This is a genomic window from Hydrogenophaga sp., assembly GCF_048549895.1.
GTDB lineage: Bacteria > Pseudomonadota > Gammaproteobacteria > Burkholderiales > Burkholderiaceae_C > Hydrogenophaga.
Genome location: NZ_JBLYYB010000067.1, coordinates 1 through 7,015, shown reverse-complemented (window position 1 = coordinate 7,015; position 7,015 = coordinate 1). Strand labels below are relative to the sequence as shown.

6 protein-coding genes are annotated in these 7,015 nt (G+C 61.1%); 1 reads left to right on the top strand and 5 read right to left on the bottom strand.

All coding sequences use genetic code 11. The annotated features are described in order from the left end of the window. The 5 genes from ACN4F8_RS06790 to ACN4F8_RS06770 all read right to left on the bottom strand — a co-directional run. A partial coding sequence (locus ACN4F8_RS06790) for an XrtA/PEP-CTERM system-associated ATPase (RefSeq protein WP_419472849.1) occupies window positions 1-771 on the bottom strand: 771 nt, incomplete at its 3' end. Between the two features lie 3 nt (window positions 772-774). Beyond that, entirely contained in the window at window positions 775-2,310 is a 1,536-nt protein-coding gene (locus tag ACN4F8_RS06785) for a TIGR03016 family PEP-CTERM system-associated outer membrane protein (RefSeq protein ID WP_419472848.1), read from the bottom strand. Between the two features lie 55 nt (window positions 2,311-2,365). Next, window positions 2,366-3,334: an XrtA-associated tyrosine autokinase gene (locus tag ACN4F8_RS06780; protein ID WP_419472847.1), complete on the bottom strand. Its 969-nt coding sequence runs from the start codon at window positions 3,332-3,334 to the stop codon at window positions 2,366-2,368. A gap of 9 nt (window positions 3,335-3,343) precedes the next feature. Continuing rightward, on the bottom strand, window positions 3,344-4,906 hold the full coding sequence (locus ACN4F8_RS06775; RefSeq protein WP_419472846.1) for an XrtA system polysaccharide chain length determinant: 1,563 nt from the start codon (window positions 4,904-4,906) through the stop codon (window positions 3,344-3,346). A gap of 82 nt (window positions 4,907-4,988) precedes the next feature. After that, complete coding sequence (locus ACN4F8_RS06770; RefSeq protein ID WP_419472845.1) at window positions 4,989-5,624, bottom strand: XrtA/PEP-CTERM system exopolysaccharide export protein; 636 nt, start codon at window positions 5,622-5,624, stop codon at window positions 4,989-4,991. 254 nt (window positions 5,625-5,878) lie between these two features. Between ACN4F8_RS06770 and ACN4F8_RS06765 the strand changes: the two genes are divergently transcribed. After that, on the top strand, window positions 5,879-7,015 hold a 1,137-nt coding region (locus ACN4F8_RS06765), incomplete at its 3' end, for an amino acid aminotransferase (RefSeq protein WP_419472844.1).

Genomic DNA, 7,015 nt, shown 5'->3' with positions numbered 1-7,015 from the left:
GTCCAGCGTGAGGTGCGTTGTCTCGGACAGATACCCCAACAGCAGCAATCGGTCGCACAAGGTGTTGATGCGCCGCGGAATACCACCGGAATGCTGGAACAGCGCGCCAAACACCGCTGCATCGAACGTGGGTTTGTCGGTGGCGCCAGCGCACTTGAGGCGGTGCTCCACGTAGGCGCGGGTGTCCTCTTCGTCCAGCGGGCCCAGATGGCAACGCGCTGTGACCCGTTGCCGCAACTGCAGCATGCTGGGTCCCTGGAGGATGTCGCGGAACTCCGGCTGGCCCACCAGAAAGGTTTGCAGCAGCGCCTGGTCGCCAAACTGGAAATTGGAGAGCATGCGCAACTCTTCCACCGCCAGTGGCTGCAGGTTTTGCGCTTCGTCAACGATCAGCAGGCATCGTTTGCCCTGGGTTGTCTGGGTGATGAAGAAAGCTTCCAGCGCCATGAGCATGTCGGCCTTGCCGGTGCCACGCACCGCAACGCCGAACGCAGCACAGACCAGTTTGAGTGCGTCTTCGGCGCCCAACTGTGTGCTCACCAGGTGGGCCGCCACCACCGAACCGTTCTCCAGGCTGTCAAGCAGGTCGCGGACGATGGTGGTTTTGCCTGCACCGACCTCGCCGGTGATGACAATGAAGCCCTCGCCGCGCATCACGCCGTATACAAGGTAAGAACGCGCACGCCGGTGCGGCTTGCTGCTGTAATAAAAACGGGGGTCGGGATTGAGCTGGAAGGGCTTGTTGCTCAGCCCGTAGAAAGCTTCGTACATGGTTCAGAACCGGTGGGTGATACGACCGGAGATGGCTGCGTCGTTGTAGGAGCCAGCTGTGTTGTTGAATCGACCGAACTGCAATTGAACGCTGCCGCTGGTCCTGGGGGCCAGTCGGGTGCTGAGTCCCAACGACACGGACTGGCGTTTGCTGCTGATGCCGGAACTGCCGCTGCTCTTCTGATCGATGTAGGCGGCATTGAACGACGTCAGCGGCGTGAGTCGATGGCCGTAACTGACACCCCAGGATTGCTGGTCGATCTCCGTGTTCGAGTCGAAGTCGTCACCCAAGGTGGTGAGTGAATCCAGGCGACTGGTGGTGCCGCGGCTCACGTTGAACGTGATGACGCCTCGAATCCCGTTCAACGCCACCGACAACCGCTGGGTCTGGTTCAAGGTTGCCGAAGAACTCAGGAAGTCCTGAAAGTTTTGTGCATCTGCAGGGATGTTGAAGTTGGCCAGAAACTGCAGCACGGCCTGGGCACGCAAGATGGGATCAGGGATGCTCTGCGCAAAGAGGGCGTCCACGATCTCATAGTTGGTCCCAAGCCTGACAGAGCCCGCCTGCGTTGGACTGTCGGATGCAGAACGCGAGGCGCTGTATCGCCAGATGGTGCGCCCGGTTCGATGCTCCAGAGAGGCGTTGTAACCGGTGCCGAAGTAGCGCTTCTCAACCGACACCGACAGGCTGGTCTGCAGCGAAGGACGCCAGTCAAAACCCAGTCCGGTGATGTTGTACGACTCGCGTTGCAAAGTGATGGTGTCGTTGGTTTCAACCCCTGCGCTGAGTGTCACGTTCAATTGCGGTGAAACCGACACGATCACCCCTGCCCGGGCAATATCGGACCGGGTGTCCCGGCCGATCACATAGTCGTTCTCTTGCGCGGACGCGTCAAAAAACCAACCCAATTGCTGCCCGACGGGCCGGCTGCCCAAACGCGCCGACAACACCTGCGAAGTGGAATCTGAGCGGATCGAGGTGTCCGTGTTGAGCGTCTGCAGGGCGTACCGCACCTGGTAATCAACCAATCCACCCAGGGTGCCGCGAATGTAGGGAGAAACTCGAAAGCTGGAGGTTTCAGAGCGGTTCACATCAGCCAGTCCCGTGAGGTTCTGAGGACCAAATGCAGAAACAGACTGGTCTGAAATCGAACCAGACACATCCACAAATGCCCTTTGATCCCAGGCCTCGACCGTGGCGCTCGCGTTGAGCCGATTGCTGAGCCGGTTGCCCGAGTTCCCGTCAAGGAAATACTCGGCACGGAGCGAGTAATCCACGAACCCTTTCACCCTGGCCGTGTTCAGCACCGCGCGCAAGGCTGGCGTGACGTCCAACATCAACTCGCTGCGCCCGTTGCTGCTCGATGCGTTTCCGTTGGAAGAGAGGGTAGCCCCCACGGAAACGCTGGGCTCGATCCACACCGTCGCTCGGCCGGCACCGGGTGATCCGGACGGGTCGTCGGTTTGCGCCCGGGACTCGCCCATGAGCATGCCCAGCAGCACGGCGCAACCCAACATGGTCGCGGTGCGCTTGGGCACGCGAGGTGTCATGGGGTGCAGTGTCCTCATCAAGATGCCCCTCGCTCGCTGGTTTTCATGACGCAGCAGACACGGTCGTGTTGGACTCAGCGGCCTGACTGACCGACTGGCCATAGCCAAACCCATACCCGTAGCCATAGCCGTAGGCATCCTGATCACCGCCGCGCGCCTGGTTCAGCATGAGCAACTTGACCGGGCAGGCATCGATCGTCGTCAGCGCGTGAAGCACCTGGGAACGCAGCGTTTTCTCCGCATGGACCACCATCAGGATCTGGCCCATGTGCGAAGCCAGCACACGCGCCTCCGTCGTGAGCAGCAACGGTGGCGAGTCAAAAATGATGATGCGATCCGGGTACCGCTGGCCGAGCTCTTCGATCAACGCCGTCATGGCATCGCTGGCCAGCAGCTCGGTGGCTCTGGGGTGAGGGGTTCCGCTCAGGAGCAAGCTGAGCTTGTCCACGTTGGTCCGCAACAGCACGTCGGCCATCTGGAGCTTGTTGTCGATCAGCAAGTCCAGCAGACCGGGCCCGGCGGCCAGATTCAATGTCTTGCGCAGCGAAGGGCGGGACACATCTGCGTCCACCAGCAGCACCCTGTAGTCCAGTTCCATGGCAATGCTCATGGCCAGGTTCACAGCCGTGAAGCTTTTGCCTTCGCCCGGCATGGCGCTGGTGACCATGATCAGGTTGCCGTTGGGCACGGGTGCAGCCCCCTTGCCCGTGGCGTTGGCGAGCAGTGGCCGTTTGATGACGCGGAACTGGTCCGCAATGGCCGCGCGCGGTGCGTTGGGCGTCACGTAACCATTGATCGCAAGACTCTCGACGTCGAGCCGCACCGAGCGGGAGGTGCGCTCAGGTTCTGCAACCGTTGCCGGCTTGACCGCGGGCGGATGCAAGGCAGTGGGTGCGGCGGCAGTTGCCGGGATGGGGGCAGGTACCGCGGTGGCCTCTGGAGGCGCCACTTCAACGCCAGCCTGGCGGAGTTGCTCCAGACGCTGGGCTGCTTTTTCAATCAAACTAGACATGATTCGTGACTACCTTCCAAAGCCTGACCGATAGGCCAGAAAGGCCATTCCCACCAGAAACACAACAACCAGGGCGATGACGGACGCCAGGAACCGGTACAGGCTGCGCGCCTCGCGCCGCTTCACCACATCGTTCTTCACCAGAGTGACCACGCCGAGCAAGGGCAGATCCGTGGCTGCGCGCAGCGAATTCGCATCAAAAAACACCGGGCGGATCTGGCTCATCAGGAAGGTCACGCCCAAGCCTGCAGCGAGCGCGGCCAGCAGGCCAGCGGGAAGCAGCAACACCCGGTTGGGAGCCACCGCTTTGGGGTTGGCGCGCGGCGGGTCGATCACCCGGAAATCCGCCAGGCTGGATGCACTTTCCAGCTCACCCCCCATGGTGATCGACTCGCGACGAGCCACCAGATCCTCATAATTCTTGCGGTTGATTTCGTAGTCCCGGTTGAGCTGGGCCTGCTCGGCTTCGATCTGCGGGGCCACCTTCATAGACTCGCGGGTACGGCCGACGCGTGACTCGTATTCGGCAACACGGGCGCGCAAAGAGGCCACCTGGACTTCGGCTGCCGAGGCGATGCGGGACAGTTCGTAAAGCGCGGGGTTGGTTTCAAGGACAGGCTGGCCGGGATTGGCAGCCGCCGCCTTTTGCATCTCTTCCACCTCCTTGCGCTTTTGCTCTTCCAACTCCTTGATGAGACGCCGGGTGTTGATCACGTCGGGATGCTGTTCGGTGTAGCGCTGCAACAAACCATCCAGGCTTCGCTTGAGCGGATCGATCCGGGCGTCCAGCTCTGGTGTGGCGAACGAGGACCCACCTTGCGCGGGCGATGCGCGCTGCGCAGACCTGGCTGCGTCGAGCTGCTTGCGCGCAACGTCCCGGGCACTTTCAGCCTCGCGCAGATCCAGTTTGGCCTGGTTGAGCGTGTTGGTGACTTCACCCAGCCGTCCAGCGGTGTCAAGCCCGCCCTGTGACTGAATATCGATGTTGCGCAGCCGAAACTCCTTGAGCCGCGTTTCCGCTTCCGTCAGGCGGGCTTCGTAGTTCTTGATCTGCTCTTCGATGAAGCGACGGGCCGTGTCCGAATCGGATTTGGTGCTCCCCAGGCTGGACTCCACAAACACCGTCATCAGCGACTGGACAACCCGCAAGGCTTTCTCGGGGCTCTCCCCCTGGTAAGCGAGGGTGTACAGGTTGTCGCGACCGGTCGACCGGATGGACAACGAATCGGTCACTTGGGTGATCAGCTTGTCCTGCTCGGCTTTCGATTGAGCGCCGAGGTCCAGGTCGGCCATGCGGATCAGCTTTTCAACTGTGGGCCGACTGATGAGCGTGCGGCTGAGCATGTTGACCTGTTGCTCGATGTTGGGCTGCACAGCCAAGCCAGACATCAGGGGTCTCAGTATCGACTGGGTGTCCACATAGACACGGGCTGAAGCCTCGTACCGGTCGGGCATGAGGAGAACCGTGGTGGCCGCGCCGGCCGCCACCAACCAAGCCACGGCAACGCCCAGACGCCGGTACTTCCACATCCCCCTGAGGAAAGTTGTGATTTGCTGAATGAGTTCTTGCATGCAAGCGACTGTCTTTGACAGTGAAAAATGAAACGCTCACCCGCACCAGGCGGATGAATTCAAGTCGCGGTGAAAGCGGAAATCAGAACCAGCCCTGGGGAATGATCAGGATATCGCCCGGCAGCATTTCAACGTTGGCGGAGATGTCGCCGCGCTTGACGAGATCTTTCAGGCGCACGTTGTAGCGCTTGTTGCTGTCACTGGCCCGGATGATGGTGGCCTTGTTGCCGTCAGCAAAGTCGGTCAGGCCGCCCACGGCAATCATCACGTCCATCACGGTCATTTTTTGCTTGTAAGGCAGAAACTGCGGCTTGGCTGCTTCACCCACCACACGGATCTGTTCGCTGTAGGGTCCCACGAAGTTGGTCACGATCACGGTGACGACGGGGTCACGAACGAACTTTGCCAGCGCAGTTTCCACGTCGCGCGCGATTTGGGTGGGGGTCTTGCCCTGGGCAACCAGTTCGTCAACCAACGGGGTCGAGACCTTGCCATCGGGTCGCACAGGAACGCTGGAAGACAGTTCGGGGTTGCGCCAGACATTGATGTTGAGGTTGTCGCCAGGGCCCACGATGTAGTTGTAGTCGGGGCTTGACGCCAGGACAGGCGCAGGCGGGTTGGCGTTCTGGGTGGCGCAACCCGTTGCACCGAGCACCACGGCCAGCATCGCGAGGCCGCGAGCGGAAATGCGCATGAGTTCTGAAGTATGTTTTTGCATGGTCCACGTCCTCAAAATCACGGGTAAATGTTAATAAAAGTTAACGGTCTTTTTGAATATACCGCACACCACCGCCCGATGACTACCCGCAAAGTGTGACGAAGTACCCGAAGTGCGGAGGGTCGCACGGTACAGCAGATTTAGTGTTGCTAAAGAGCGCTGGAGCACAAACGGAGTGCCCGCAACCATGCCTGCGCGGACCCGCCGACTAAAATCCTGCGTTGCTCAACCCACCTATTCTCAGGAACCTCAGCATGTCTCTCTTCACCGCCGTCGAAATGGCACCGCGCGATCCCATTCTGGGTCTGAACGAACAGTTTGCCGCCGACACCAACCCCAACAAGGTGAATCTGGGCGTGGGTGTGTATTTCGACGACAACGGCAAGCTGCCGTTGCTGCAGTGCGTGCAGAGCGCCGAGAAGACCATGATGGACAAACCCACCGCGCGAGGCTACCTCCCCATCGACGGCATCGCCGCCTACGACGCCGCCGTCAAAGGCCTGGTGTTCGGTGTCGACTCGGAGCCGGTGACTTCGGGCCGGGTGGCAACTGTGCAGGCCATCGGCGGCACAGGCGGCCTGAAAATCGGCGCCGACTTCCTCAAGCGGCTGAACCCCGACGCCACGGTGCTGATCAGCGACCCGAGCTGGGAAAACCACCGCGCCCTTTTCACCAACGCCGGCTTCACCGTGGGCACCTACGCCTACTACGACGCCGCCAAGCGCGGCGTCAACTTCGACGGCATGCTGGCCAGCCTGAACGCCGCTGCGCCCGGCACCATCGTTGTGCTGCACGCCTGCTGCCACAACCCCACCGGCTACGACATCACCCCCGAGCAGTGGGACCAGGTGATCGCCGTGGTCAAGGCGCGCAGCCTCACCCCATTCCTTGACATGGCCTACCAGGGCTTTGGTCACGGCATTGCCGAAGATGGTGCGGTGATCGCCAAGTTCGTGGCTGCGGGTCTGGTGTTTTTTGTCTCGACCTCGTTCTCCAAGAGCTTCAGCCTCTATGGCGAGCGTGTGGGTGCCTTGTCGGTGCTGTGCGAGAACGCTGAAGAAGCCTCGCGCGTGCTGTCGCAGCTCAAGATCGCCATCCGCACCAACTACTCCAACCCGCCCATCCACGGCGGTGCGGTGGTGGCGGCCGTGCTCAACAACCCCGAGCTGCGCACCCTCTGGGAAAAAGAGCTGGGCGAGATGCGCGTGCGCATCAAGGCCATGCGCCAGAAGTTGGTGGATGGTCTGAAGGCCGCCGGTGTGAAGCAGGACATGGGTTTCATCATCCGCCAGATCGGCATGTTCAGCTACTCAGGCCTGAACAAGGACCAGATGGTGCGTCTGCGCAGCGAGTTCGGCGTGTACGGAACAGACACCGGTCGCATGTGCGTG